We start from the raw sequence: 24047 nt of genomic DNA, 5'->3' as shown, positions 1-24047 counted from the left end.
CGATGCCTGATGACGAAGAAGCCGGCGGCCGAGTGATCCTGGTGGGCGCCCCGCTGGGCAACACCGGCGACGCCTCGACCCGGTTGCGCGAGGTCCTGGCCTCGGCAGATGTGATCGCCGCGGAGGACACCCGGCGGCTCGGCCGGCTCGCCCGGGACCTCGATGTCACCGTGCGCGGCCGGATCGTCTCCTACTTCGAGGGCAACGACGAACGGCGTACCCCCGAACTGGTCGAGGCGCTGCGCGACGGCTCGGTCGTCGCCGTCGTCACCGACGGCGGCATGCCGAGCGTCTCCGACCCCGGTTTCCGGCTGGTCCGGGCGGCGCTCGACGCCGGTTTCCCGGTCACCTCGGCGCCCGGCCCGAGCGCGGTCACCACGGCGCTGGCCCTTTCCGGCCTGCCCAGCGACCGGTTCGTCTTCGAGGGCTTCCTGCCCCGGTCCGGCTCGAACCGCCGCTCCCGCCTCCGCGAACTGGCGGGCGAGCCGCGCACGCTGGTGTTCTTCGAGGCGCCGCACCGGATCGCCGGCGCGCTCGAGGACCTGGCCGCGATCTTCGGGGCGGACCGGCCGGCCGCCCTCTGCCGGGAGCTCACCAAGACGTACGAGGAGATCCGCCGGGCCACCCTCGCCGAGCTCGCCGCGAGCGCCGCGGCGGATCCGCCGCGCGGCGAGATCACCCTGGTGATCGCGGGCGCGCCGGCCGGGCCGCCGGAACGGCCCGGCGACGACGAGCTGCGTGCCGAGGTCGCCCGGCGGGAGGCCGCCGGCGCTTCCCGCCGGGACGCGATCCAGTCGGTGGCCGACGCTTATCAGCTGCGCAAACGCGACGTCTACGCCCTGATACACCATTGATTCGTACGCCTACCCGAACCGATTTCCGGAAAATACGCGAAGCGGGGTCCCGCCCAGCCGACGGTTCAGTAGGCCGCGGCCAGGAAGCCGCTCAGTAGCAGGAGCGGGCCGAGGAAGCTGGCGATCAGGGCACTGCGCCGGGTGGGCCGGGACGGCAGCCGCCGTGCCCCGGTCGCCTCGGCGATGCCGTAGCCGCAGATCAGCACGAGCAGGAAGCCGAGCCCCCAGCGCAGGTGCATGAGCGCCCCGGCCGGCGCCGCGTAGGCCTGGTCGCTCTCCGGGCTGACCATCCGGGCCGAGGACACCGCGCCCGTCTGCCGTCCCGCGCCGGAGATGCCGAGCAGCGTCACCCGGGAGACGCTGTAGTGCCCGTCGAGCGAGGCGAACCGCCCGGCGCAGCGCTGGGCCAGCCCGTCGCCGCGGCAGTGGGTGGTGGTCGCGTACCCCCGGTCGCCGTGCCCCACCGCCAGCCAGAACGGCTCCGCGCTGACCCAGCCGAAGAAGGCCGCCACCAGGCTCAGCGAGATCAGCGCGAGCAGCGCGCTCAGCGGGTTGTGGGCGGGCGGCCGGCGGCGCCGCCCGGGCCGGTGGTCGGCGCGTGCCGTGTCGTTGCGGGCGCGCTCCTCCTCGGAGAGCCAGAACGGCGAGTTCTCCATCCGTTCCAGGCGGGCCTCGACGTCGGGGCAGCCGATCACCTCGGGCAGCGGCGTGACCCCGGGCCGGGGCTGCTCCCGCTCCGGGCCGGCCTCGACGATCATCAGCTCGCCCGCGGTGGCGAGCCGGGAGCCGCCGGGCGCGGCGCCCGGTTCGGTCAGCCGGGCGGGCGGGCCCGGCTCCTCGGCGGGTTCCGGGCGGTCCCGATGTTCCCGGCGGTCCCGGCCGTCCCGGCGATCCAGGTGTTCCAGACGGTTCAGGTGCTCGGTGAGGTCGCGGACCCCGGCGACGTGGGCGGCGGCCGACGACGGATCTTCGGCGTCCGGCCGGTCCCGGTCGTCCTCGCCGTGCCACCAGGCGCCGTCGGGGTCGGACAGGGTCCACGGGTTGCCCTGGTCACGGGGCGGTTCCGCGGGCTGTGGAGCGTCTCCGGTCATTTGCCCATTGAATGCCCCGGCCCGTCGGTGATCACGTTCCTGATGGGGCGTGTCGGGACAAATCGGCATACCAGCGCGGGAGGAGGCAATCCGTTCGCGAACCCCTGGGAGCGGTCACTACGCTTGGACACCATGAGTCACGTTCTCGCCGCGGTTGCCTGGCCCTACGCCAACGGCCCCCGCCACATCGGTCATGTTTCCGGCTTCGGGGTGCCGTCCGACGTCTTCAGCCGGTTCATGCGGATGGCCGGCCACGACGTGCTCATGGTCTCCGGCACGGATGAGCACGGCACCCCGATCCAGGTGCAGGCCGACGCCGACGGGGTGACCCCGCGTCAGCTCGCCGACCGGTACAACCGGGTGATCGTGGAGGACCTGCACGGGCTCGGCCTGTCGTACGACCTGTTCACCCGGACCACCACCCGCAACCACTACGCGATCGTCCAGGAGCTGTTCGAGGGGCTGCACCGGAATGGGTACATCGTCGCCCGGACCACCCTCGGCGCGATCTCCCCGTCCACCGGCCGCACCCTGCCCGACCGGTACATCGAGGGCACCTGCCCGATCTGCGGCTACGACGGCGCCCGCGGCGACCAGTGCGACAACTGCGGCAACCAGCTCGACCCGGAGCAGCTGCTCAACCCGCGCTCCCGGATCAACGGCGAGGTCCCGAAGTTCGTCGAGACCGAGCACTTCTTCCTCGACCTGCCGGCCTTCGCCGAGGCGATCGGCGGCTGGCTGGACCGCCGGGAGAACTGGCGGCCCAACGTCCTCAAGTTCTCCCGCAACCTGCTCGACGACCTCCAGCCCCGGGCCATCACCCGGGACCTGGAGTGGGGCGTGCCGATCCCGCTGGACGGCTGGCGGGACCGCAACGACAAGCGCATCTACGTGTGGTTCGACGCGGTCATCGGCTACCTGTCCGCATCCATCGAGTGGGCCCGGCGCAGCGGTGACCCGGAGGCCTGGCGGCAGTGGTGGTCGGCCGACGCGCAGGGCAAGGACGCCCTCGGCTACTACTTCATGGGCAAGGACAACATCGTCTTCCACTCGGTGATCTGGCCGGCCCTGCTGCTCGGCTACTCCGGCGAGGGTGACAAGGGCGGCACGGCCGGCGAGTTCGGCAAGCTCAACCTGCCCACCGAGGTGGTCTCCAGCGAGTACCTGACGATGGAGGGCAAGAAGTTCTCCTCGTCCCGCCGGGTGGTCATCTACGTGCGCGACTTCCTGGAGCGGTACGACGCCGACGCCCTGCGCTACTTCATCGCGGCGGCCGGGCCGGAGTCCAACGACACCGACTTCACCTGGGCCGAGTTCGTCCGGCGCAACAACGACGAGCTGGTGGCCGGCTGGGGCAACCTGGTCAACCGGTCGATCTCGCTGACCGCGAAGAACTTCGGCGAGATCCCGGCGGCCGGCCCGCTGACGCCGGAGGACGAGGCGGTCCTCGAGGTGGCGAAGACCGGATTCGCGACGGTCGGCGAGCTGATCGGCAAGCACCGGCAGAAGGCGGCGATCGGCGAGGCCATGCGGGTGGTCGCCGAGGCCAACCGGTACCTGTCCGAGCAGGCCCCGTGGAAGCTCAAGTCCGATGAGGACAAGCCGCGCCAGGCCACCGTCCTGCACGTCGCGCTCCAGGTGGTGAGCGACGCCAACACGCTGCTCACCCCGTTCCTGCCGCACTCCGCGCAGAAGGTGTTCGAGCTGCTCGGCGGCGAGGGCGTGCACGCCCCGATGCCGCGTATCGAGGAGGTCGAGGACCTGGACGGCGGCCCCGGTTACCCGGTGCTGACCGGTGACTACAAGGTCGGCGCCCGCTGGGAGTCGGTGCCGCTGGTGCCCGGCACCCCGCTGGCCGCGCCGACGCCGGTGTTCCGCAAGCTCGACCCGTCGGTGGTCGAGGAGGAGCTGGCCCGCCTGGGTGGCGACGAGTCCTGAGTCGACAGTCGATGCCCACCGGATTGTGATCAATCCGGTGGGCATCGTCGTTGTCAAATGCGTTGATCGCTCATCTTCGGTTCGGTATCTTCACAGAGCCACGGGGACGGGGGCGTGTCGTCGGTACGTTTCGGTAACGACCTATTCGCTCCTTCAGGTGGCAAGCATCCCCTTGAAGGAGTTCTGTGAAAACACGCCTTGCCGTCGCCGTCGTGAGCGGCGCCCTCATCGCGGGCGGCACGCTCATCGGAGCGCCGGCCTACGCGATCCCGGACTCGGCAGCCGACGCGCCCTCCGGGAGGAACCCGTCGGCCGTCATCGACGAGTCCGCCACCGGTCTGGACGCGGTCGACCCGACGCCGACCCCCAGCGACCCGACGCCGACCCCCACCGACCCCACGCCGACGCCGACGGATCCGACCCCGACGCCGACGTCCACCGACCCGGGCCCGGACACGACGAAGCCGACCGGCACGTTCGCGCTCGACTACACCTCGGTCTGGACCGGCCAGCAGATCAAGGTCATCCAGGAGTACTGGGAATACAACGACCCGGGCGACGCCCGGGACAACCTCAAGCGAGTGGTGAGCTGGGGTGACGGCACCAGCACGGAGCTGAGCTCGACCACCTACACCGCCACGAAGTCGTACACCCGTGCCGGCAGCTTCAAGGTCACGGTGACCATCACCGACCCGGCCGGCAACACCTCCGCGATCCCGGCCCGTACCGTCGCGGTCACCGTGCCCGCCGGCAAGGCCTCGCTCAGCCGCAAGAGCGTCTACCAGGGCGCGTATTTCAACATCAACATCGGCAAGGTCCCGGCCGGGGCGACGATGTACAAGATCGACTGGAGTGACGGCTGGGACTCGTCCTACTGGTCGACGACCAAGTCGCTCTCCGGCCGCATCCTCTACCGGTGGCGGTGGGACACGGCGCTGCGGCAGTACGTCAAGGTCAGTGACGCCCGCCTCTCCGGCGTCCGCACGCTGCGGATCGCCTGGGGCAACGACAAGGGCTACGGCACCTGGCAGACGATCGGCTCCATCAACGTCCTCAAGGACAAGTGGAAGCCGACCCTGACGATCAAGAAGCCGTCCAGCACCAACCGGGCGAGCTCCTGGAAGACGATCACCGGCACCGTCGGCGACAAGGGCTCCGGCGTCCGGCACCTCGGGGTCACCGCCTTCCGGATCACCAAGAGCGGCAAGGCCTACTGCCTCACTCCGGCGCGGAAGTGGAAGCGGTACTACAGCGACGCCGACGTCGACAAGTACTGCTACGCGACCGGCGTCAAGGTGAAGATCAAGAACGGCAAGTGGTCGCTGAAGCTGCCCGCCGGCCTCGGCAAGAACCAGTACTTCGCGGTCGACGCCTGGGTCTACGACTACGCGAACTACTTCCGCGAGACCTACCGCACCGCGGAGATCACGCGCAGTTGATCGTCCGATGCCCGCCGGTGAGAAACCGGCGGGCATCGCTGTTTTCCAGGCCTTCCGCAGGATTGATCGGGATCCTGGGCTGGGGTAGCGTCGCGACAACCACGGGGAGGCCTGGGTTTCGCGTGTCCTTCGTGTGGTTCCGCACCGAAGGAGTCGAAGTTGAAGTCACGGCACACCCGCCCGCTCGTGGCCGCGATCGTCAGTGGCGTGCTGGTGGCCGGCGGCGTGGTCGTCACGTCCCCGGCGTCGGCGGTCGGCCCGGCCACCACGGTGGTCAACCTGGCCGACGAGTCGACCGACCCCACCGTGGACCCGACCGAGACGACCACCTCGCCGACTCCGGACGAGACGACCACGGAACCGACGACGGATCCGACCACGACGCCGCCGACGACCGAACCCACGACGACGCCGCCCACCACGGACCCCACGACGACCGCGCCGACCACCGGGCCGACCACCACGACGCCGCCGGCCGGTGACACCGGGGCGCCGACCGGCTCGTTCCGGGTGAACGCCACCTCGCTCTGGCTCGGCCAGTCGGTGCAGCTCAGCCAGACCGCCGCGGACTTCCAGGACGACACCGACACGGACGCGCAGGTCACCCGGGTCGTCAACTGGGGCGACGGATCGGCGCCGCAGACGCTCGCGGCCGGCGCCGTCGGTGCGACCAAGCAGTACTCCCGGGTCGCGTCGTTCACGATCACCGTGACGATGACCGACCGGGCCGGCAACGCCCGCACCCTCACCCGGGCCGTCGCGGTGACCAAACCGTCCGGGAAGTACTCACTGAGCCGGGCCAGTGTCTACCAGGGCTACCCGTTCGCTGTGAAGATCAGCGGCCTGCCGGCCGGCACCCGGTACATGTCGATCGACTGGGGCAACAACTACCGGTCCAGCCTGTCGCCGAAGACCGGCACCTACAACACCTCGCTCCTGTACGACTGGGACGCCGCCGGCCGCCAGTGGGACCTGAGCAGGAAGATCACCGGCGCCCGTACCCTGAAGATCGCTTTTTGGAACGCGAACGGGTGGAGCGCCTACCAGGCCATCGGCACGGTCCGGGTCTACGCCGACGCCGTGAAACCGTCGTTGACCATCACCAAGCCGTCGAAGTCGAACCGGGTCAGCTCGTGGAAGACGGTCCGGGGCACGGCCTCCGACAAGGCGTCCGGCGTGACCCACGTGTGGATGACCGTGGCCCGCTCCACCGCGAGCGGCAAGCTGTACTGCCTGACCCCGCAGCGGAAGTGGAAGCGGTTCTACACCGACGCCCAGTTCCTGGCCTACTGCTCGAACTCCGGGGTCCGGGTCACCGTCAGCAAGGGCAGATGGTCGGTCAAGCTGCCGGCCGGGGTGACCCGCGGGCAGTTCCTGGTCTACGCCTGGACGTTCGACCGGGCCGGCAACCTGACCGAGCGGGCCCGGCAGGTCACCCTCGACAAGGCCTGACCTACATCTGGTAAGTGGTCTCCGCGATGTGGTGGTCGGTCAACTCGTCCACCGGCGCCCACGCTTCGTAGACGCCACGCTCGTAGCACCGGGCGCCGGTCGTGTTGATCTCGTCCACCTCGGGGCGGAGCAGCCGCAGCCGGGCCCAGGTCTCGTCGCGCTGCAACACCCAGCAGGAGGCCCCGCGCCACAGGGCCTGCTCGGCCCGGCGGCTCAGGGTCTGCACCGGATAGCGGGCCGCGCGGGTCAGCGCCCGCACCCGGAACTCGCCGGGCGGGTCGGCGACCGCCTCGTACTCCTTGCCGTCGATCGAGCCGACCAGCCGGGACGAGCCGGTCGCCGTGCACGGCACGTACTCCCGGTCCGGGCTGCCGTCGGGGATCTCGCCCAGCAGGCTCCGCCAGCGCGGCCCGGCGAGACGCAGCCAGCCGTGCTGCTCCGGCTGGTACGTGTACAGCACCACCTCGTCCCCGCCCGGCACATACGCCAGGAGCTGCGCGTTCGCCGGCATCGGCAGGTCCGCGAAACCGGCCGTCACGTACTCCGGGATGAGGTCGTCGACGCTCATGGTGAAGCCGGTGCCGAGCACCATGGCGCCGATCCGGGAGTGTGCCGGCAGCGCGGTCAGCCCCGAGTTCGGGCCCGCGCCGGGGACCTCGAAGTCCAGCGGATCGGTGGCCCGCCAGCGCAGCGCGAACGTCACCTGCGAGTCGGTCGCGCCGTCCGTGCGCAGCAGCGCCAGCTGGTCGGGTTCGCGCAGGTGGGCGATGTCGCAGGAGCGGTAGCAGAACCCGTACGGTAGCCAGCCGCCGAGATGACCGGCGACCTGGGCGGCGGAGAGCACCTTGGTCATCCGGGTGCCCCGGCGGATCGCCGCGGTGGCCCGGATCCGGCGCAGCACCGGGTCGTCCCGGTGGCCCACCGACTGGCTCATGGACTGCACCTGTTGCCAGGTGAGGTCGCGGCGCAGCGGGGCCATCAAGGGCGGGTCGAGCGGGTCGATGCCCAGCTCGCTGTCCTCACCGGTCACGGTCACGGGGCGCAACCTAAGTGATCGCGGTGGATATCGGATGAACGCCCGGTTACCGGAAAACTCGGCGTGCAGAATGTCTCACATGCCTTCGTCTCCCTCGGGTCAGTCCCCATCAGACCGGCGCCGCGCCAAGGAAGCCCGCCGGGCCGGGGAGTTCCCGCCGCCGCCCGAGCCGCTCGCGGTCCCGGTCTTCGACAGCCACACCCACCTCGACCTCACGGTTCAGGAGGCGGGCGTGCCCGGGGACGGCGCCGGCGACCCGGTCGGGGCGCTGATCGGCGCGGCCGCCAAGAGCGGTGTGGACCGGCTGGTCCAGGTGGGAGTGGACGTCGACTCGTCCCGCTGGGGCGCCGACCTGGCCGAGCGCCATGAGTCGATTCTGGCGGCGGTGGCCCTTCACCCGAACGAGGCGCCGCGACTCTCCGATCTGGACGAAGCGCTGCGCGCCATCGAGTCGCTGGCCGCCCGGCCCCGGGTGCGGGGGATCGGTGAGACCGGGCTGGACACGTTCCGTACCGGGGAGGAGGGCCGGGCCGCGCAGGAGGAGAGCTTCCGCGCGCACATCGCCATCGCGAAGCGCTACGGCAAGGCGCTGATCATCCACGACCGGGACGCCCACGCCGAGGTGCTGCGGGTGCTCGACTCCGAGGGCGCGCCGGACCGGGTGGTGCTGCACTGCTTCTCCGGGGACGCCGAGTTCGCGGCCGAGTGCGTACGCCGTGGCTACTACCTGAGCTTCGCCGGTACGGTCACCTTCGCGAGCGCCGCCGGCCTGCGGGAGGCGGCCGCGATCACACCGCCCGGGCAGATGATGGTGGAGACCGACGCGCCCTACCTCACCCCGGCACCGTTCCGGGGGCGGCCCAACGCGTCGTACCTGGTTCCGCTGACCATGCGGGCGCTCGCCACCGCGACCGGCACCGACCTCGACACACTCTGCGCGGCGATCTCGGCGAACGGCGAGGAGGTCTTCGGCGGCTGGCGATGAGGTCACCGTAGGCTCTGGCCATGGCTGATGCACTTCTCGGCCCGGCGGAGATCCGGGAACTGGCCGCGCGCCTCGGCGTCGCGCCGACCAAGAAGCTCGGCCAGAACTTCCTGCACGACCCGAACACGATCCGCCGGATCGTGGCGGCGGCCGCCCTGCGCCCGGACGACGTGGCCCTGGAGGTCGGCCCGGGGCTCGGCTCGCTGACGCTGGGCCTGGTCGGCGCGGTCCGGCACGTACACGCCGTGGAGATCGACCCGGCCCTGGCCGCGGCGCTGCCGGGCACCGTCACCGCGGCGCACCTCACCGTGCACCCGGCCGACGCGCTCAGGGTGACCGGCGACCGGTTCGATCCGGCGCCCACCATGCTGGTGGCCAACCTGCCGTACAACGTGGCGGTCCCGGTGGTGCTGCACCTGCTGGCCGAGCTGCCCACCCTGCGCGGCGGGCTGGTGATGGTGCAGAAGGAGGTCGCCGACCGGCTCACCGCCGGTCCGGGCTCGAAGGTGTACGGCGTGCCGTCGGTCAAGCTGGCCTGGTACGCCGAGGCGAGACCGGCCGGGAAGGTGCCGCCCGCGGTGTTCTGGCCGGTGCCCAACGTGGACTCGGGGCTGGTCGCCTTCACCCGGCGGGAGCCGCCGTCCGACATCCCGCGGGCCGCCGTGTTCGCGGTGGTCGACGCCGCCTTCGCGCAGCGCCGCAAGACGCTGCGGGCCGCGCTGGCCGGCTGGGCGGGCGGGCCGGACCGGGCCGAGTCGGTGCTGCGGGCGGCCGGGGTCAGCCCGCAGGCCAGGGGAGAGTCGCTCACGGTGGGTGAGTTCGCCGCGATCGCGGCGGAGGCCCAACAGCAGGGGTACGGCGGTAAGCTCAGCCCGTCCGGCGCAGAGCCCGAGGAGAAGAACTCATGACCACGGAAGCTATCCGGGACTTCGCTCCGTGACGGAGGCGTGGGGACCGGACGATGACGAGCCGCGCCCGCATCACGGTCCGGTGAAGGTGCGTGTGCCGGCGAAGATCAACCTGCATCTCGGGGTCGGTCCGCTGCGCCCGGACGGATATCACGAGCTGAACACCGTCTACCACGCGATCAGCCTCTTCGACGAGCTGACCGCCCGCCGCGGCGACACCCTCACGCTCACCATGGAGGGCGAGGGCACCGGTGAGCTGGAGCTGGACGAGTCGAATCTGATCATCCGGGCGGCCCGGGCGCTGGCCGCCCGCGGCCGGGTCCCGGCCTACGCGCGGCTGCACCTGCGCAAGAGCATCCCGCTGGCCGGTGGCCTGGCCGGGGGCAGCGCCGACGCGGCCGCCACCCTGATCGCCTGCGACATGCTCTGGGGTCTCGGCATGTCCCGTGACGAGCTGGCCGAGGTCGGCGCCGAGCTGGGCTCGGACGTGCCGTTCCTGCTGCACGGCGGCACCGCCCTGGGCACCGGCCACGGTGAGGCGGTCAGCCCCATCCTGGCCCGCCCGACCACCTGGCACTGGGTGGTGGCGATCGCCGACGGCGGGCTCTCCACCCCGGCCGTCTACCGCGAGCTGGACCGGTTGCGTGCCGCCTCCGGCCCGCCCGAGCCGCTCGGCGGTCCGGACGAGCTGATGGCCGCCATGCGCCAGCGCGATCCCAAGGTGCTCGGCGCGGCGCTCGGCAACGACCTCCAGCCGGCCGCGCTCGCGCTGCGCCCGCAGCTGGCCGACGTGCTGAACGCGGGCCAGGAGGCGGGCGCCATCGCCGGGCTGGTCTCCGGTTCCGGCCCCACCTGTGTCTTCCTGGCCGCCGACGCCAACCACGCGCAGCGGGTCGCGGCCGGGCTCACCGAGGCCGGGGTGTGCCGGGCGGCGGTCACCGCGCGCGGACCGCAGCCGGGCGCGCGGGTAATCTAGAACCATCGTGGCCAACATCATCAACCTGGACCGGGTCAGCAAGGGTTACGGCGCCGCCGGTCAGCTGCTCACCGACGTGTCGCTCGGCTTGGACGACGACGCCCGCATCGGGATCGTCGGTCTCAACGGCGCCGGCAAATCGACCCTTCTCCGCATGCTCGCCAAGACCGAGGAGCCGGACTCCGGCCGGGTCACCCACCGCCGTGACCTGCGGGTCGCGTCGCTGCCGCAGACCCTCACCCTGGCCGGCGAGGCCACCGTGCGGGACGTCGTGCTCGGCACCGCCTGGCTGCCGCAGAGCATGGGCGCCGAGCACGAGTGGGCCGGCGACGCCGGGGTGCGCACCATCCTCGACGGCCTCGGCATGGGCTACCTCGGGCTGGACACACCGGTCGGGCCGATGTCCGGTGGCGAGCGCCGCCGGGTCGCCCTGGCCGCCCTGCTGGTCCGGCAGAGCGACCTGCTGATCCTCGACGAGCCCACCAACCATCTGGACGTGGCCGGTGTCGACTGGCTCGCCAAGCACCTGCTGACCCGCCGGGGCGCGCTGCTCGTGGTCACCCACGACCGCTGGTTCCTGGACGCGGTCTGCACCATGACCTGGGAGGTCGTGGATGAGCAGGTGCACACGTACGAGGGTGGTTACGCCGCCTGGGTGCTGTCCCGCGCCGAGCGTCAGCGGGTCGCCGCGGCCGTCGAGGCCCGCCGGCAGAACCTGTTGCGCAAGGAGATCGCCTGGCTGCGCCGTGGCCCGCCGGCCCGGACGTCGAAGCCGAAGTTCCGGATCGACGCGGCCAACGAGCTGATCGCCGACGTCCCGCCGGTCCGCGACACGGTCAGCCTCCAGCGGCTCGCCACCACCCGGCTCGGCAAGCAGGTCTACGACCTGGAGCAGGTCGAGCTGAACGCCGGTCCGAAGAGCATCTTCCAGGGCCTGACCTGGCAGGTCGGCCCCGGCGACCGGATCGCCGTCCTGGGCGCCAACGGGGCCGGCAAGACCACCCTGCTGAGGCTGCTCGCCGGGGTGACGAAACCGGACGGCGGCCGGCTCGTCACCGGCTCGACGGTCCGGTCGGCCTTCCTCTCCCAGGAGCTCAAGGAGCTGCCCGGGCAGCTGCGCCTGCTGGAGGCCGTGGAGGAGGTCGCGAAGCGGGTCAAGCTGGGCGACCGGGAGCTGTCGGCCGGTCAGCTCGCCGAGGTGTTCGGATTCACCGACAAGCGGATCTGGACGCCGGTCAGCGACCTCTCCGGCGGTGAGCGGCGGCGGCTCCAGATGCTGCGCCTGCTCGCCGCCGAGCCCAACGTGCTGCTGCTCGACGAGCCGACCAACGACCTGGACACCGACACCCTGGCCGCGCTGGAGGACCTGCTCGACTCGTGGCCGGGCACCATGGTGGTGGCCAGCCACGACCGTTACCTGGTGGAGCGGGTCACCGACACGGTCTACGGCATGTTCGGCGACGGTCGGCTGGTGCACCTGCCCGGAGGCATCGACGAGTACCTGGCCCGGGTCTCCGTGCCGGGCGCCGTGCCGACGGTGGGCAAGACGGGCGGCCCGTCCGCTGCCTCGGGGCTCTCCGCCGGCGAGCTGCGCCAGGCGAAGAAGGATCTGTCCCGGCTGGAGCGGCAGATGGAGAAGCTGTCCGACCGGGAAGCGAAGATCAACGAGAGCCTGGCCGAGCACGGCAGCAACTACGACAAGCTGATCGAGCTGGAGGCTCAGCTCAAGGCCGTACAGCAGGAGAAGGCCGAGGCCGAGGAGGCCTGGCTCGAGCTGGCGGAGCAGGTGTCGGACAGCTGAAGCGGGGGGTGTGGCTGCGCCCGTTGTCGGGGATACGCGAGAATCTGCTCGAAGACACCTGACCTTGGAGACGGAACCATGGCGCACACCCCGGTCAATCACCCGCTTCGGCCGATCTACCGGATCGTCGGCTTCATCACCGGTGCGTACCTGGTGGCGTTCGGCCTCATCGGGTTCATCACCACCTCCGGCGAGGAGTTCACCGGCCCCGGCGTGCGGGTGCTCGGACAGGGCAGCAACATGCTGTGGTCGATCATCTCGCTGGCGCTCGGCGCGATCGTGCTGCTCGCCACCGCGGTCGGCCGCAACATCGACGTCGCCGTCGACCAGTTCTTCGGCTGGGGCCTGCTGGTGGTCGGCACCTACGCGCTGGCCGTGCTGCGCACCGAGGACCTGAACATCCTCGGGTTTACCATGTCGACCGTGGTCGTCACCTACCTGGTCGGCCTGCTGCTGATCACCGTGAGCCTGTACAGCAAGACTGCCCCGAAGGCCCAGGCCGGTGCGCCGCGGCAGGTGCGCGAAGGCCGTACCCGTACCGCCTGATTCTCGCCCCGGGTGACCCGCCGGGACCGCTCAGCGGACCCGGCGGGTGATCAGCCCTGGTTTGGCCTCCAGATGGGACAGGCCGTTCCAGGCCAGATTGACCAGGTGCGCGGCGACGATCTCCTTCTTGGGCTTGCGCTCCTCCCGCCACCACTGACCCACCAGCGCCACCATCCCGACCAGCGCCTGCGAGTAGAGCGCGGCGTACCTCGGATCGAGGCCCCGGTTCTTGAACTCGGCGCCGAGGATGTGCTCCACCTGGTGCGCCACATCGCTCAGCACGCTCTGGAGATTTCCCGAGGCGGACAGCACCGGCGACTCGCGGACCAGCACCTGGAAGCCGTGCGGCTCCTGGTCGATGTAGTCGAGCAGCGCCAGCGCGGCCTGCTCCAGCAACTCGCGCGGATGCCCCGCGGTGAGCGCCGTGGTGATCCGGTCCAGCAGGGCCCGCACCTCGCGGTCGACGACCACCGCGTACAGGCCCTCCTTGCCGCCGAAGTGCTCGTAGACCACCGGCTTCGACACCTTCGACCGGGCCGCGACCTCCTCGACGCTGGTGGCGTCGTAACCGCGCTCGGCGAACAGCTGTCGCCCGATCGTGATCAGCTGCTCCCGGCGCTGGGCGGCCGACATCCGGACGCGTCTCTGCCGGTCGGTGGCGTCCCCGTGCTCACTCACCCGGTTCATCCTGCCAGTCCGGTCCTGTCGTCAACTCGACAGGCTTCGTCCGCTTATCGCGATCGCTCAGCGGGACGCTAGTCTGTCTCCAGCAACATTCGGCCGTGGTGTAATTGGCAACACCTCTGGTTTTGGTCCAGATGTTCCGGGTTCGAGTCCTGGCGGCCGAGCAATTTCTGTGGTGAGCCCCGATGGCTGCGGGTGGACATGACGCCACCTATGCAAGATGCCACTGCGATCGATGGAGTTACCGCGTGAGCCAGGCCCCCAGCCGTACCGTCGTCGTCCTCGCCGCCGGTGAGGGCAAGCGGATGAAGTCCCAGACGCCCAAGGTCCTCCAGCCGCTGCTCGGGCGCACCCTGCTCGGGCACGTCCTGGCCGTCGCCCAGGCCATTCACACCGACCGCACCGTGGTGGTCGTCGGCCACAAGGCCGACCAGGTCGGCGCGTTCCTGGCCGAGGCCGCCCCGGCGGCGACCCCGGTGCTGCAGGCCGAGCAGAACGGCACCGGCCACGCGGTGCGGATCGCGCTGGACGCCACGCCCGACCTGACCGGCACCGTGGTGGTGCTCAGCGGCGACGTGCCGCTGCTGCGCCCGGAGACGGTGGAGGCGCTGCTGGCCACCCACGAGAAGGCCGGCGCCGCGGCGACCGTGCTGAGCGCCGAGGTGGCCGAGCCGGGCGGCCTGGGCCGGATCGTCCGGGGCGTCGACGGCAACCTGGAGCGGATCGTCGAGCAGAAGGACGCCACCGAGGAGCAGCGGCGGATCCGCGAGATCAACTCGGGGATCTACGCGTTCGACGCGGTGCTGCTGCGCGAGGCGCTGGGCAAGCTGTCCACCGACAACGCCCAGGGCGAGGAGTACCTGACCGACGTCTTCGGGATCCTGGCCGCCCAGGGGCACCCGGTGGCGATCGAGGTGGCCGAGTTCGCGTACGAGACCCTCGGCTGCAACGACCGCGCCGAGCTGGCCCGGCTGCGGGTGCTGATGCGGGACCGGGTGAACGAGGCCTGGATGCGCTCCGGTGTGCTGATTCTCGATCCGGCGACCACCTGGATCGACGTGACCGCCACGATCGAGCCGGACGCGACCGTCGATCAGAACTCGCAGATCCTCGGCACCAGCTCGGTCGCGACCGGCGCGGTGATCGGGCCGGACACCACGCTCGTCGACACCACGGTGGCGGCCGGCGCAACGGTTCTGCGGACTCACTCGATCGGGGCGGAGATCGGCCCCTCGGCGACCGTGGGGCCGTACTCGTACCTGCGCCCGGGCACCCGTCTGGGTGAGAAGTCCAAGATCGGTGGCTTCGTCGAGGCGAAGAACGCCGAGCTCGGCGTGGGCGCCAAGGTGCCGCACCTGACGTACGTGGGTGACGCCACGATCGGGGCCAAGGCCAACATCGGCGCCGGCACGATCTTCGCCAACTACGACGGGGTGAAGAAGAGTCACACCACCGTGGGCGAGGCGGCCTTCGTCGGGTCGGACACCGTGCTCATCGCGCCGGTCGAGATCGGCCCGGGGGCGTACGTGGCGGCAGGCAGCGCGGTGCAGAAGAACGTCCCGGCCGGCAACCTCGGGATCACCCGCGCGCCACAGCGCAACGTGGAGGGCTGGGTGGCGCGTGCCCGTCCCGGGACGGCCTCCGCCGACGCCGCCGCCAGGGCCGCAAATACCACCCCTGAGCAGGAGTGATCCAGCGGGGGTGAGCCATCCCACGCGAGGCCCTCGAAACGTGGCGGTTACGTTCCCGCAAGGGATACTTCACTGCGAACCTCATCCCCTAATCCACGGGAGCAGCGAGCCGATGGGCAGCATCGTCGCCGAGAACCGTAAGAGTCTGATGCTCTTCTCCGGCCGGGGTTTCCCGGAACTGGCTGAGGAGATCGGCCAGGTGCTCGGTGTGGCACCGACCCCGTCGGACTCGTACGAGTTCGCCAACGGTGAGATCTTCGTTCGTTTCAAGGAGTCGGTCCGCGGTTCGGACGCGTTCGTCGTCCAGTCGGTGACCGAGGGCGTCAACCGGTGGGTCATGGAGACCCTCATCATGATCGACGCACTCAAGCGTGGTTCGGCCAAGCGGATCACCGTGGTGCTGCCGTTCTACCCGTACTCGCGGCAGGACAAGAAGCACCGCGGCCGGGAGCCGATCTCCGCCCGCCTGGTGGCCGACCTGCTGAAGACCGCGGGCGCGAACCGGATCCTCACGGTGGACCTGCACACCGCCCAGATCCAGGGCTTCTTCGACGGCCCGGTGGACCACCTGTTCGCCATGGACACGCTGGCCGACTACGTGCAGAAGAAGTACGCGGGCCGCCCGATGACCGTGGTCGCACCGGACTCCGGCCGGGTGCGGGTGGCCGAGCGCTGGACCGACCGGCTGGGCGGCTGCCCGCTGGCCTTCATCCACAAGACCCGGGACCCGCTGAAGCCCAACCAGGTGGTGGCGAACCGCGTGGTCGGTGAGGTGGAGGGCCGTGTCTGCCTGATCGTCGACGACATGATCGACACCGGCGGCACGATCGCCAAGGCGGCCGACATCCTGTTCGAGGAGGGCGCGGCCGACGTGATCGTGGCCTCCACGCACGCGCTGCTCTCCGACCCGGCCACCGAGCGGCTGAAGAACAGCAGGATCAGCGAGCTGGTGGTGACGAACACGTTGCCGCTCGCCCCGGAGAAGCAGCTCGACAAGATCACTGTGCTCTCCATCGCCCCGCTGCTGGCCCGGGCGATCCGTGAGGTGTTCGACGACGGCTCGGTGACCACTTTGTTCGGTGGCTTGAGCTGACCTGTGTGGTTCGTGAGGCGCCCGTCGACTCGGCGGGCGCTTTCGCATGTGGTGCAACTTGCATCAGGAGCATTGTTTTTTCGCGGACGCCGCCAGCCGGACGGACCCGCTGACTGATGCACGATCGTGCCAGGTAAGCTGGTGCGGTTGCCACGGCGAGGGTGCCTCGTGGTCTGCTGAGGTTTCGCAGTCCACTCGAGGTGCCGTCATCGACGCGGTGCTCCGGGCCTGTGCCCAGCGCGCCCCTTGCCCGGCAGCGCCAGGAACACTTAAAGCCTTCGACGGCCACGCGCCGTCGGCGGCCACCACCGCAGCACTGCCGGATACCGCAGCCGCAGACTTAGCCGCAGCCCGCATCGAAGAGTTTCAGGAGTTTCCCCGTGTCCGAGGTAAAGATCAGCGCCGAGCCCCGTACCGAGTTCGGCAAGGGTGGTGCCCGTCGCACGCGCCGGGCCGGTCTCGTGCCCGCCGTGCTGTACGGCCACGGCGAGGCGCCGCAGCACATCGCCCTGCCGGCCCGTGAGTTCGCGGCCGCCATCCGCCACGGCGGCATGAACCAGGTCTTCACGATCGACATCGCCGGCAACTCGGGCGCCACCCTGGCGCTGCCGAAGGCGATCCAGCGTGACCCGATCAAGGACACGTACGAGCACGTGGACCTGCTGATCGTGAAGCGTGGCGAGAAGGTCCAGGTCGACATCCCGGTGCACCTGACCGGCGAGGCCGCCAAGAACACCCTGATCGTCAACGAGTCGACCACCGTCGCCGTGATCGCCGAGGCGCTGCACCTGCCGACCGAGCTCGAGGTCTCGATCGACGGCCTGGAGGCCGGCTCGCACGTCACCGCCGGCGACGTGAAGCTGCCCAAGGGCGTCGAGCTGGCCGCCGACCCGGAGCTGGTGCTCGCGGTGATCAGCGCCGCGCAGACCAACGCCGAGGCCACCGAGGAGTCGGCTGAGGGCGCTGAGGGCGAGAGCGCGGAGTAATTCTGTCGCGCAGCAGCGGTAAGCCAGATATCAGGGAAAGTGCCGGCCGGCACTTTCCCTGATGTGTATGCGGCGGGAGGCGAGAGGGATGAGCGACGAGGCACCCTGGCTGGTGGTCGGCCTGGGCAATCCGGGCCGGGAGTACGCCGGCAACCGGCACAACGTGGGGTTCATGGTGGCCGACCTGCTGGCCTCCCGGACCGGTGGCAAGTTCGGGCGGGCGAAGCGGGCGCAGGCGGAGGCCGCCGAGGGCAGGCTGGGCTTCGGTGGGCCCAAGGTGATCCTGCTGAAGCCGCTCACCTACATGAACCTCTCCGGTGCTCCGGTGGTGGCGCTGTCGCAGTTCTTCAAAGTCCCGGTGGCGCAGGTGATCGCGGTGCATGATGAGCTGGATGTGCCGTTCGGGCAGGTTCGGGCGAAAAGGGGTGGAGGCGAGGGCGGTCACAACGGACTCCGCTCGATGTCCAAGTCGCTCGCGACCAAGGAGTACGCGCGCGTGCGCTTCGGCATCGGACGGCCCCCCGGGCGGCAGGATCCGGCCGACTACGTGCTCTCCGACTTCTCCGGGGCGGAGCGCAAGGAGCTGGACTTCCTGGTGGACCGGGCGGCCGACATGGTGGAGGCGATCGTCCAAGAAGGCGTCGAATGGGCGCAGAACAAGTACCATGGTGTCTGATTTGTCCATCTAACGATCCCGTGACGCGTTCCGCCTCCGACCCGTTGGTCAATCGGACGCACGAACAGGTGCGCTGGCTGACGTGACGGGAGGTTCGAGGTGCCGCAGGACGTGTCCGAGGACCGTGCGGACGCGTTGATCGAACCCACGGTGACCCTGCCGGCGGTCGATGGGCGGGGCGTCGGACTGAACCAGGGGCCACAGCGTGCGCCCGAGCGGCGCAGCGGCCTCAACACCCGGATCCCCGGACCGGCGGCCGGTGTGGAGAACGCCCCGCCACAGGCCGTCCGGGGTGAGCCGGTGCCGGCCCGGAACCAGGCGGTCCAGCGGCACGAGCCGGCCGGCCGCAACCGGTCGACGGCGGTCCGCCCGTTCCAGCGGGCCCGCGGCCGGCACGCGGCCATGTCCCGCCGGCAGGACTGGGAGCGCCGCTACGTACGGTCGCTGGTCCTCTCCGACCTGACCGCCGGCGTGATGGCCGGGGCGGGCACCTTCTTCACCCGGTTCGGTGACCATGTCACCGCGTACAACCGGCAGTACCTGGTGTGGTCGGCGCTCATGCCGCTGGCGCTGCTCCTGGTGCTGGTCGCGGCGCGGGCGTACGAGCGCCGTTATCTGTTCGTCGGCTCCGACGAGTACCAGCGCGTGCTGCGCGGCGGTGCCGGTCTGGTCGGCGGGGCGGCCGTCGTGTCGTACGCCCTGAATCTTGATCTGGCCAGGTCCTACGTCCTGGTGGCGTGCCCGCTGGCCATCGTCGCGATCGTGGTGTTGCGGTTCGTGCTGCGCAAGCGGCTGCATCTGGCCCGGTCCCGGGGCGAGAACCTGCGCCGGGTGATCGTGGTCGGCCACGAGCTCTCGATCATCGGCATGACCCTCCAGCTGCGCCGTGAGCGCTACCACGGTCTCGAAGTGGTCGGCGCGTGCCTGCCGCCCGGTGCCGACGGGGTCGGGCTGACCGATCTGCCGGTCTTCGGCACCTTCGACGACGTGGCGACCGCGGTGGAACTGGCCGATGCCGACACCGTGGTGGTGCTGAGCTGCCCGGAGCTGGACGGCGCCGCGGTGCGCCGGCTGGCGTGGCGGCTGGAGCGCGACGAGGTGGACCTGGTGGTGTCCAGTGCGCTGGTGGACGTCGCCGGGGCGCGGACCACGATCCGGCCGTTCGACGGGCTGCCCATGCTGCACGTCGAGCATCCCCGGCTGCACGGTGGCTCGCGTCTGGTCAAGGACCTGGTAGATAGGGTCGGGGCGATCCTCCTTCTGATTTTTCTGAGCCCGGTGCTCTTGACCGTGGCGCTCTGCGTAGGCCTTACCTCGCGCGGGCCGGTACTCTTTCGCCAGGTGCGCGTGGGACGTGACGGCCGGTTGTTCCGGATCTTCAAGTTCCGCAGCATGTACCTCGATGCCGAAGCCCGGCTTGCCGAGCTGAGGCATCTCAACGAGCACGATGGTGTGCTCTTCAAAATCCGCGACGACCCGCGAGTCACCCCGGTCGGACAGTGGTTGCGCCGGTTCTCGCTCGACGAGCTGCCGCAGCTGCTCAACGTCCTGTCGGGCCAGATGTCGCTGGTCGGTCCGAGGCCGCCGCTGCCGACCGAGGTCGCTGCCTACGCCGACGACGTGCGGCGCCGGCTTGCCGTCAAGCCGGGGATGACCGGCCTCTGGCAGGTGTCCGGGCGGTCGGATCTCTCCTGGGAGGAGGCGGTCCGGCTCGACCTGCGCTATGTGGAGAACTGGTCGTTGAGCCTGGATCTGGTGATCCTGCTCAGGACGGTGACCGCGGTGGTGCGGTCGTCGGGGGCGTACTGAGTTCGCACACGGAGCGAAGGAGCGAGACGATGGGCGAGCAGACGAAGACGTCGGCACGCATTGCCGGGCCACGGGAAGCCGGCGAGGGCGGAGCGCCCCCGGTGAACGACTCCGCCTTCGCCCGCTGGCTCGCGGACCGCGCCGGACAGGTGCTGCTCCAGGTCCGCCAGGACACCGGGTACTCGGACGGCAAAGCCCTCAAGACGGCCGGCGACCAGGCCGCCCACGAGCTGCTCCGGGCCGAGCTGGCCCGCTGGCGCCCGGCTGACGCGGTGCTCTCCGAGGAGGACGAGCACTCCCGGACCGCCTGGATCGAGGGCGAGCCCACCCTGACCCGGCCGGACCGGCTCGACGCGAACCGGGTCTGGATCGTCGACCCGCTCGACGGGACCCGCGAGTTCTCCGAGGAGGGGCGGGACGACTGGGCCGTACACGTGGCCCTGTGGACCGCCGACTCGTCGGCGCCGGCCCGGCTGACCGCGGGCGCCGTGGCCATGCCGGCCCGGCACTGCACCCTGGCCACCGACCACGCGCCGGCGTACCCCCCGATGCCCCTGGAAGCGGCGACCGGTGGGGCGATCCGGATCGCGGCGAGCCGGACCCGCCCGCCCGCCTTCGTCACCGCTCTGGCCGAGGAGATCGGCGCCGAGCTGGTGCCGATGGGCTCGGCCGGGGTGAAGATCGCCGCGGTGATCAACGGCGACGCGGACGCCTACGTGCACGCGGGTGGTCAGTACGAGTGGGACTCCGCCGCCCCGGTGGCTGTGGCGTTGGCCACTGGCCTGCACGCGAGCCGTATCGACGGCACCCCGCTCACCTATAACCAGGCAGACCCCAAGTTGCCTGACCTGGTGGTTTGTCGGAAAGATCTCGCTCCTCGGTTGCTTGCTGCACTGCAGAGGCACCTTCCGTCAGAATGACGTCTGCCCTGCCCGGCTGATACCGGAGAAAGGTCTGGGGACAGAACCCATGAGCCAGACGAAGCCCTATCGCGTATCGCATCTGGATGCTCTCGAAGCGGAGAGCATCTTCGTCATGCGTGAGGTCATGGCCGAGTTCGAGCGCCCTGTGCTGCTCTTCTCCGGCGGTAAAGACTCGATCGTGATGTTGCGCCTAGCGGAGAAGGCGTTCGCGCCCGCGCGCATCCCGTTCCCGGTCATGCACATCGACACCGGCCACAACTTCGCGGAGGTCCTGGAGTACCGGGACCGTCGCGTCGCCTCGCTCGGCCTGAACCTGGTGGTCGCCAGCGTGCAGGAGGCGATCGACACCGGCCTGGTCCGCGAGCTGCCGGACGGCACCCGCAACCGGATCCAGACGCCGGTCCTGCTCGCCGCCGTGGAGAAGTACCGGTTCGACGCCCTCTTCGGCGGCGCCCGCCGCGACGAGGAGAAGGCCCGCGCCAAGGAGCGGATGTTCAGCTTCCGCGACGAGTTCGGCCAGTGGGACCCGAAGAACCAGCGGCCCGAGCTGTGGGCGCTGTACAACGGGCGGCACCACCCGGGCGAGTCGATCCGGGTCTTCCCGCTCTCCAACTGGACCGAGCTGGACGTCTGGCACTACATCGCCAAGGAGAACATCCCGCTCCCGAGCATCTACTACGCCCACGACCGGGAGGTCGTCGAGCGCAACGGGATGTTCTACGCGGTCAACGAGTTCATCCGGCTGCGGGACGGCGAGACCTCCGAGGTCCGCCGGGTGCGGTACCGGACGGTCGGCGACGCGTCGCAGACCGCGGCCGTGCTCTCCGAGGCCGACACGGTCGAGAAGGTGATCGACGAGGTCGCGGCGACCCGGATCACCGAGCGCGGCGCCACCCGTGGCGACGACAAGGTCAGCGAGGCCGCGATGGAAGACCGCAAGCGAGAGGGTTACTTCTGATGAGCCAGGCAGTTCTCGAGCCTGACGCCGCTTCCTCCCGCGGCATGGACCTGCTCCGGTTCGCCACGGCGGGCAGCGTCGACGACGGCAAGTCCACGCTCATCGGCCGGCTGCTGTTCGACACCAAGACGATCTTCGAGGACCAGCTCGAGGCGGTGGAGAGCGCCAGCGCGTCCCGCGGCGACGAGTACACCAACCTGGCTCTGCTCACCGACGGCCTGCGTGCCGAGCGGGAGCAGGGCATCACGATCGACGTGGCGTACCGCTACTTCGCCACGCCGCGGCGGAAGTTCATCATCGCCGACACCCCGGGGCACATTCAGTACACCCGGAACATGGTGACCGGCGCGTCCACCGCGGACCTGGCGCTGATCCTGGTCGACGCGCGCAAGGGCCTGGTCGAGCAGTCCCGGCGGCATGCCTTCCTGACCAGCCTGCTGCGGGTGCCGCACCTGGTGCTGTGCGTCAACAAGATGGACCTGGTGGACTGGAGCCAGGAGGTCTTCGACCGGATCGCCGACGAGTTCACCTCGTTCGCGGCCAAGCTCGACGCGCCGGACCTGAGCATCATCCCGATCTCCGCGCTCAACGGCGACAACATCGCCAGCCGGTCGGAGAACACCCCGTGGTACGAGGGCCCGTCCCTGCTGCACCACCTGGAGCATGTGCACATCGCCAGCGACCGCAACCTGGTCGACGTGCGCTTCCCGGTGCAGTACGTGATCCGGCCGCAGTCCACCACGGTCACCGACTACCGCGGCTACGCCGGGCAGGTGGCCTCCGGCATCCTCAAGCCGGGCGACGACGTGATGGTCCTGCCCTCCGGCCTGACCAGCACCATCTCCTCGATCGAGACCGCCGACGGCCCGGTGGCCGAGGCGTTCCCGCCGATGTCGGTGACGGTCCGCCTGGCCGACGAGATCGACATCTCGCGCGGTGACATGATCTGCCGCCCGCACAACGCCCCGACGCCCGCTCAGGACGTCGAGGCGATGATCTGCTGGATGGACGAGTCGGCCCCGCTGCGGGTCGGCGGCAAGTACTCGATCAAGCACACCACCCGGTCGGCGCGTGCCGTGGTCCGCGGTCTGCAGTACCGGCTGGACGTGAACACGCTGCACCGGGACGAGGCGGCCGGCGAGCTCAAGCTCAACGAGATCGGCCGGGTCAAGCTGCGCACCACGGTGCCGCTGCTGGCCGACGAGTACCGCCGCAACCGGACCACCGGTGGCTTCATCCTGATCGACGAGAGCACCAACCGTACGGTCGGCGCCGGAATGATCATCGAGGCTCGCTGAGCCGGACCGTCGCCCAGACGACCTTGCCGGCCTCGGTCGGCAGGGCTCCCCACTGGGCGGCGGTCGCCTGAACCGTCCGCAGCCCGCGACCCCGCTCGTCGAGCGGCAGGTCCGGGCGCGGCGAGGAGGGGCGGATCAGCCGGGGCAGGCGCGGGTCGCTGTCGGCCACCGACAGATGCACCCCGGCGCCCCGGCGGCTCACCACCACCCGGATGTCGGTGCCGGCATGCTCCACCGCGTTCGTCACCAGCTCCGACATGACCAGCCGGCTGGGGTGCAGCAGCTCCACCAGCCCCCAGCCCAGGCAGGCGTCGCTCACCAGGTTGCGGGCCACGCTGGGGGCGTCCGGATCGGGCCGTAGCGTGGCGCTCAGCCGCTCGTCGCCGGGGATCCGGCCGGCCAGGGCCACCCGGGCCTGGCCGATCTTGGCGTAGACCGGCAGGTAGCGCCCGGCGTCCAGACCCTGCATGCGGTCGGCGAGCGGCAGCTCCGGGGGCACACAGAGGGCCAGGTGCACCGGCGGTTGCAGGCCGGCCGCCAGCCGGCGGGCCGTCATCCAGGTCGAGGCGCTCTCGCTGTGCGGGTCGAGCAGCCCGGACAGGTCCACGATGAGCCCGTCCGGATGGTCGGTGAAACACCGGCGGAGCGTCGTCGACGCGGTCCAGCGCAGCTGCGCGTCCCACGGTCCGCGCACCGTGAGGAGGGAGACCGCGGCGTCCTCCGTGGAGTCGACGCTGACGGTGACACCTTGCTCGGTGTCACCGCGAAGATACGGTGGGCTGACCCCCATGCCGGACACGATAGTCCCGTGCCCGATTTCCGAGCCCCTGGTCTCGCTCGTGCGGGTGATCAGGCGAAAGCCGACGCAACCCCGGACGGGTGGCCCCGGAAGGCCGCTCGGGC

Annotated in this window: 21 protein-coding genes and 1 tRNA gene; 18 read left to right on the top strand and 4 right to left on the bottom strand. The window is 70.6% G+C overall.

What is annotated here, in order from left to right:
- The first annotated feature begins 2 nt into the window (after nucleotides 1–2).
- A complete protein-coding gene (gene rsmI / locus BJ964_RS06985; RefSeq protein ID WP_188119916.1) occupies nucleotides 3–854 on the top strand; it encodes a 16S rRNA (cytidine(1402)-2'-O)-methyltransferase in 852 nt (283 codons plus the stop codon).
- Nucleotides 855–919: 65 nt separating this feature from the next.
- Here rsmI and BJ964_RS06980 read toward each other — a convergent pair whose 3' ends face one another.
- Nucleotides 920–1945: a hypothetical protein gene (locus BJ964_RS06980; RefSeq protein WP_188119915.1), complete on the bottom strand. Its 1026-nt coding sequence runs from the start codon at nucleotides 1943–1945 to the stop codon at nucleotides 920–922.
- Between the two features lie 132 nt (nucleotides 1946–2077).
- Between BJ964_RS06980 and metG the strand changes: the two genes are divergently transcribed.
- The 3 genes from metG to BJ964_RS06965 all read left to right on the top strand — a co-directional run bounded on the left by metG (nucleotide 2078) and on the right by BJ964_RS06965 (nucleotide 6774).
- Nucleotides 2078–3883 (top strand): methionine--tRNA ligase, encoded by a 1806-nt coding sequence (gene metG / locus BJ964_RS06975; protein WP_188119914.1) that lies wholly within the window; start codon nucleotides 2078–2080, stop codon nucleotides 3881–3883.
- Between the two features lie 185 nt (nucleotides 3884–4068).
- Nucleotides 4069–5322, top strand: coding sequence for a PKD domain-containing protein (locus BJ964_RS06970; protein ID WP_188119913.1), 1254 nt, complete (start codon nucleotides 4069–4071; stop codon nucleotides 5320–5322).
- A 159-nt stretch (nucleotides 5323–5481) separates the two neighbouring features.
- The gene (locus BJ964_RS06965) at nucleotides 5482–6774 is read left to right on the top strand and encodes an Ig-like domain repeat protein (RefSeq protein WP_188119912.1); all 1293 of its coding nucleotides are present in this window, start codon (nucleotides 5482–5484) and stop codon (nucleotides 6772–6774) included.
- A 1-nt stretch (nucleotide 6775) separates the two neighbouring features.
- Here the strand turns inward: BJ964_RS06965 and BJ964_RS06960 are convergent, their stop codons facing one another.
- Nucleotides 6776–7810 carry a hypothetical protein gene (locus tag BJ964_RS06960; RefSeq protein WP_188119911.1) on the bottom strand — a complete coding sequence of 345 codons (1035 nt, stop codon included), beginning with the start codon at nucleotides 7808–7810 and terminating at the stop codon, nucleotides 6776–6778.
- 70 nt (nucleotides 7811–7880) lie between these two features.
- Between BJ964_RS06960 and BJ964_RS06955 the strand changes: the two genes are divergently transcribed.
- From BJ964_RS06955 to BJ964_RS06935, 5 genes are all read left to right on the top strand, one after another.
- A complete protein-coding gene (locus BJ964_RS06955; protein WP_407650792.1) occupies nucleotides 7881–8795 on the top strand; it encodes a TatD family hydrolase in 915 nt (304 codons plus the stop codon).
- Between the two features lie 20 nt (nucleotides 8796–8815).
- On the top strand, nucleotides 8816–9703 hold the full coding sequence (gene rsmA / locus BJ964_RS06950) for a 16S rRNA (adenine(1518)-N(6)/adenine(1519)-N(6))-dimethyltransferase RsmA (protein ID WP_188119909.1): 888 nt from the start codon (nucleotides 8816–8818) through the stop codon (nucleotides 9701–9703).
- 28 nt (nucleotides 9704–9731) lie between these two features.
- Complete coding sequence (locus tag BJ964_RS06945) at nucleotides 9732–10679, top strand: 4-(cytidine 5'-diphospho)-2-C-methyl-D-erythritol kinase (RefSeq protein ID WP_188119908.1); 948 nt, start codon at nucleotides 9732–9734, stop codon at nucleotides 10677–10679.
- A 7-nt stretch (nucleotides 10680–10686) separates the two neighbouring features.
- Entirely contained in the window at nucleotides 10687–12480 is a 1794-nt protein-coding gene (locus tag BJ964_RS06940) for an ABC-F family ATP-binding cassette domain-containing protein (RefSeq protein ID WP_188119907.1), read from the top strand.
- Between the two features lie 78 nt (nucleotides 12481–12558).
- Nucleotides 12559–13026, top strand: a complete 468-nt coding sequence (locus BJ964_RS06935) for a DUF4383 domain-containing protein (protein WP_188119906.1) — start codon at nucleotides 12559–12561, stop codon at nucleotides 13024–13026.
- Between the two features lie 30 nt (nucleotides 13027–13056).
- Here the strand turns inward: BJ964_RS06935 and BJ964_RS06930 are convergent, their stop codons facing one another.
- A complete protein-coding gene (locus BJ964_RS06930) occupies nucleotides 13057–13713 on the bottom strand; it encodes a TetR/AcrR family transcriptional regulator (protein WP_188119905.1) in 657 nt (218 codons plus the stop codon).
- Nucleotides 13714–13802: 89 nt separating this feature from the next.
- On the opposite strand from BJ964_RS06930, the gene BJ964_RS06925 reads away from it, so the two are divergent.
- The 9 genes from BJ964_RS06925 to cysN all read left to right on the top strand — a co-directional run bounded on the left by BJ964_RS06925 (nucleotide 13803) and on the right by cysN (nucleotide 23144).
- A tRNA-Gln gene (locus BJ964_RS06925) sits at nucleotides 13803–13874 on the top strand.
- A gap of 84 nt (nucleotides 13875–13958) precedes the next feature.
- Nucleotides 13959–15401: a bifunctional UDP-N-acetylglucosamine diphosphorylase/glucosamine-1-phosphate N-acetyltransferase GlmU gene (gene glmU, locus BJ964_RS06920; RefSeq protein WP_188119904.1), complete on the top strand. Its 1443-nt coding sequence runs from the start codon at nucleotides 13959–13961 to the stop codon at nucleotides 15399–15401.
- A 112-nt stretch (nucleotides 15402–15513) separates the two neighbouring features.
- Nucleotides 15514–16494: a ribose-phosphate diphosphokinase gene (locus BJ964_RS06915; protein WP_188119903.1), complete on the top strand. Its 981-nt coding sequence runs from the start codon at nucleotides 15514–15516 to the stop codon at nucleotides 16492–16494.
- A 380-nt stretch (nucleotides 16495–16874) separates the two neighbouring features.
- Complete coding sequence (locus BJ964_RS06910; protein WP_188119902.1) at nucleotides 16875–17480, top strand: 50S ribosomal protein L25/general stress protein Ctc; 606 nt, start codon at nucleotides 16875–16877, stop codon at nucleotides 17478–17480.
- 88 nt (nucleotides 17481–17568) lie between these two features.
- Nucleotides 17569–18156: an aminoacyl-tRNA hydrolase gene (pth, locus tag BJ964_RS06905; RefSeq protein ID WP_188119901.1), complete on the top strand. Its 588-nt coding sequence runs from the start codon at nucleotides 17569–17571 to the stop codon at nucleotides 18154–18156.
- A gap of 402 nt (nucleotides 18157–18558) precedes the next feature.
- Nucleotides 18559–19965: a sugar transferase gene (locus BJ964_RS06900; protein WP_407650836.1), complete on the top strand. Its 1407-nt coding sequence runs from the start codon at nucleotides 18559–18561 to the stop codon at nucleotides 19963–19965.
- 29 nt (nucleotides 19966–19994) lie between these two features.
- A complete protein-coding gene (locus tag BJ964_RS06895) occupies nucleotides 19995–20885 on the top strand; it encodes a 3'(2'),5'-bisphosphate nucleotidase CysQ (protein ID WP_188119899.1) in 891 nt (296 codons plus the stop codon).
- A gap of 49 nt (nucleotides 20886–20934) precedes the next feature.
- Nucleotides 20935–21846 carry a sulfate adenylyltransferase subunit CysD gene (cysD, locus tag BJ964_RS06890; protein WP_188119898.1) on the top strand — a complete coding sequence of 304 codons (912 nt, stop codon included), beginning with the start codon at nucleotides 20935–20937 and terminating at the stop codon, nucleotides 21844–21846.
- Complete coding sequence (cysN, locus tag BJ964_RS06885) at nucleotides 21846–23144, top strand: sulfate adenylyltransferase subunit CysN (protein WP_188119897.1); 1299 nt, start codon at nucleotides 21846–21848, stop codon at nucleotides 23142–23144. Before cysD ends, cysN begins: the two co-directional genes overlap by 1 nt.
- Here the strand turns inward: cysN and BJ964_RS06880 are convergent.
- Nucleotides 23128–23934 carry an ATP-binding protein gene (locus BJ964_RS06880; RefSeq protein WP_188119896.1) on the bottom strand — a complete coding sequence of 269 codons (807 nt, stop codon included), beginning with the start codon at nucleotides 23932–23934 and terminating at the stop codon, nucleotides 23128–23130. The two genes, cysN and BJ964_RS06880, sit on opposite strands and share 17 nt — an antisense overlap.
- Nucleotides 23935–24047 lie beyond the last annotated feature (113 nt).

Origin of the sequence: Actinoplanes lobatus, from assembly GCF_014205215.1 — a bacterium.
Lineage (GTDB): Bacteria > Actinomycetota > Actinomycetes > Mycobacteriales > Micromonosporaceae > Actinoplanes > Actinoplanes lobatus.
This window is presented reverse-complemented; position numbering and strand designations above follow the sequence as displayed.

Coding starts and splice junctions, on each gene's coding strand:
- rsmI (WP_188119916.1), top strand. CDS start 3: ATGCCTGATGACGAAGAAGCCGGCGGCCGAGTGATCCTGGTGGGCGCC.
- BJ964_RS06980 (WP_188119915.1), bottom strand. CDS start 1,945: ATGACCGGAGACGCTCCACAGCCCGCGGAACCGCCCCGTGACCAGGGC.
- metG (WP_188119914.1), top strand. CDS start 2,078: ATGAGTCACGTTCTCGCCGCGGTTGCCTGGCCCTACGCCAACGGCCCC.
- BJ964_RS06955 (WP_407650792.1), top strand. CDS start 7,881: ATGTCTCACATGCCTTCGTCTCCCTCGGGTCAGTCCCCATCAGACCGG.
- rsmA (WP_188119909.1), top strand. CDS start 8,816: ATGGCTGATGCACTTCTCGGCCCGGCGGAGATCCGGGAACTGGCCGCG.
- BJ964_RS06935 (WP_188119906.1), top strand. CDS start 12,559: ATGGCGCACACCCCGGTCAATCACCCGCTTCGGCCGATCTACCGGATC.
- BJ964_RS06930 (WP_188119905.1), bottom strand. CDS start 13,713: ATGAACCGGGTGAGTGAGCACGGGGACGCCACCGACCGGCAGAGACGC.
- BJ964_RS06915 (WP_188119903.1), top strand. CDS start 15,514: ATGGGCAGCATCGTCGCCGAGAACCGTAAGAGTCTGATGCTCTTCTCC.
- pth (WP_188119901.1), top strand. CDS start 17,569: ATGAGCGACGAGGCACCCTGGCTGGTGGTCGGCCTGGGCAATCCGGGC.
- BJ964_RS06900 (WP_407650836.1), top strand. CDS start 18,559: ATGTCCCGCCGGCAGGACTGGGAGCGCCGCTACGTACGGTCGCTGGTC.
- BJ964_RS06895 (WP_188119899.1), top strand. CDS start 19,995: ATGGGCGAGCAGACGAAGACGTCGGCACGCATTGCCGGGCCACGGGAA.
- cysD (WP_188119898.1), top strand. CDS start 20,935: ATGAGCCAGACGAAGCCCTATCGCGTATCGCATCTGGATGCTCTCGAA.
- cysN (WP_188119897.1), top strand. CDS start 21,846: ATGAGCCAGGCAGTTCTCGAGCCTGACGCCGCTTCCTCCCGCGGCATG.
- BJ964_RS06880 (WP_188119896.1), bottom strand. CDS start 23,934: ATGGGGGTCAGCCCACCGTATCTTCGCGGTGACACCGAGCAAGGTGTC.